The organism is Mesorhizobium sp. M4A.F.Ca.ET.020.02.1.1, assembly GCF_004022645.1.
In the GTDB taxonomy this organism is placed as follows: Bacteria; Pseudomonadota; Alphaproteobacteria; order Rhizobiales; family Rhizobiaceae; genus Mesorhizobium.
This window is the reverse complement of the sequence record NZ_RZOI01000968.1, coordinates 1-1,835: the sequence shown is the minus strand read 5'-3', so window position 1 is coordinate 1,835 and position 1,835 is coordinate 1. Positions and strand designations below refer to the sequence as shown.

The 1,835-nt window shown below is 64.1% G+C and carries 2 protein-coding genes and 1 pseudogene; 1 reads left to right on the top strand and 2 read right to left on the bottom strand.

From position 1 onward, the window contains the following. The first annotated feature begins 74 nt into the window (after positions 1 to 74). Positions 75 to 995 carry a transcriptional regulator GcvA gene (gcvA, locus tag EN742_RS33755; RefSeq protein WP_126057509.1) on the top strand — a complete coding sequence of 307 codons (921 nt, stop codon included), beginning with the start codon at positions 75 to 77 and terminating at the stop codon, positions 993 to 995. A gap of 138 nt (positions 996 to 1,133) precedes the next feature. Here the strand turns inward: gcvA and EN742_RS33750 are convergent, their stop codons facing one another. Both EN742_RS33750 and EN742_RS33745 read right to left on the bottom strand, forming a co-directional pair. Then, a complete protein-coding gene (locus tag EN742_RS33750; RefSeq protein ID WP_126057510.1) occupies positions 1,134 to 1,550 on the bottom strand; it encodes a DUF1761 domain-containing protein in 417 nt (138 codons plus the stop codon). A gap of 81 nt (positions 1,551 to 1,631) precedes the next feature. Then, positions 1,632 to 1,835, bottom strand: a pseudogene (locus EN742_RS33745) (methyltransferase); the annotation flags it as partial.

The following is a 1,835-nucleotide window of genomic DNA, read 5'->3' as shown; positions in this document are numbered from 1 at the left end:
AATCATGCCGGATTGAAAAATAAACAGGAAACGAGTAGTTCTTGCTTGATCATCAAGTTTTATTTGGAGATCGAATGGCCCGCCTGCTGCCCGGAACGCGTGCCCTGAGGACGTTCGAAGCGGCGGCCAGGCACCTCAATTTCACCCGCGCGGCCGACGAGCTCGGCCTGACGCCGGCGGCGGTCAGCCACCAGATCAAGGAAATCGAGGACCAGCTCGACCTTGCGCTGTTCATCCGCACCAGCCGCACCATCCGGCTGACGGAGGCCGGAAACGTCCTATTCGAGGCGTCGATCGACGCGCTCGACCTGCTCAACCGGGCGGTGTCGCGGGCCCGCAAGATGACGCGCGGCACGGCGCTGCTGAAGGTGACGCTCGACGCCCAGTTCGCGACGAAGTGGCTGATGCGCCGCGTGGACGATTTCCGTCAGCGGAAGCCGGGCATCGAGCTGCGTTTCGACATCACCTATGATGTCAGGGACTTCGAGCGCGACGATGTCGATATCGGCATTCGCTTCGGCGCCGGCAAATATCCCGGTCTTGCCGCGCATCGCCTGTTCGACAACATCATCATCCCGGTGTGCAGCCCGGCACTGCTGGCGTCCGGCCCACCGCTCAACGAGCCGCGCGACCTCTTTCGCCACACGCTCGCGCATATCGACTGGTCGCGCCAGGGCGTGACGTGGCCGAACTGGAGCATGTGGATGCATGCGGCCGGCGTCGACGATTTCGACGACAGCCGCACGCTTGTATTCGGGTCCTCGACCGATGCCACGCAGGCGGCGCTCGACGGCAACGCGGTGGCGCTGGCCGACTTCGCCATGGTTGCCAATGACCTTTCGCAAGGGCGTCTGGTGCGACCCTTCGAGCTCGGCATCAAGGTGGCGCCGGAGTTCGCCTATTTCCTGGTTTATCCGGAGGCCGTGAAGGACGACGCGCGCGTCGCCGCCTTTCGCGAATGGCTTATCGAGGAAGCGGCGAAGACGCCGACCTGAGAAAGCGAGTTGATATTCAGGTGATGCCGGCCTGCAAATGGCGGGTTCCTGCGCTTCCGGTGCTCACGTACTTCAAGTACGCTCCGGTTCTCTGAACCCGCCACTTTTGGCTCGTCCTGACCTGAATCTCAACTCGCCCTAGCCGGCCGGCGCGCCGAACCAGCCAATCACTGCGCCGATGAGGAGCAGCACGCCCAGCCAATGGCCGGCATCGATCAGCGTCAGGTCCCAGCCAAAGCCTTCATAGCGGTGGTTGACGGACAGCGTGGTGGCGACGAAGCCTAGCCAGAGCACGAAGCCGAAGATCAGCCCGGCGACAAGGCTGGGCTCGCCGCCGGTCATCGCGCCGACGACCAGGCTCAGCACGATTGCCATGACCAGCTCGGCGACGAAGGAGATGATGAACGACAGCGGCGACCGTTTCATCGTCGCCGGATCGAGCTTAGCCGCCTTGAGCCACGGCTTGCTGAGCGTCGTGTACCAGGCGGCGCCGAACAGCCACGCCACCACGGCGGCAACGACCACCGCCAGCCAGTTCACCGCAGAGAAATCCATTCGACCCCCTCCCGATGCATGTCGTTCTAACATGCACCCTCTTTGAAATCGCGGCGATGGAACGCCTGTTCGGCGCTGCCGTCAAGCAAGGCGCCAGACGGTGGTGCGCTTGACCTCGGCATCCTCCAGCACGCGCGTCACGGGCACCTGGTAGACGGCGAGCGATTGCAGCCCCTTCTTCGGCAGGTAGGCGCGGCCGGGATCGCCGACGAGGATGTCGGCGCCGCGCGCCGTCAGCGCCTGGAACCAGGGCAGCAGCCTGTCGGCGAAGGACCTGTCGTAGAA

What these genes read in the sequence shown, in the direction of transcription:
- gcvA (WP_126057509.1), top strand. Translation starts at nt 75, where the DNA reads ATGGCCCGCCTGCTGCCCGGAACGCGTGCCCTGAGGACGTTCGAAGCG.
- EN742_RS33750 (WP_126057510.1), bottom strand. Translation starts at nt 1,550, where the DNA reads ATGGATTTCTCTGCGGTGAACTGGCTGGCGGTGGTCGTTGCCGCCGTG.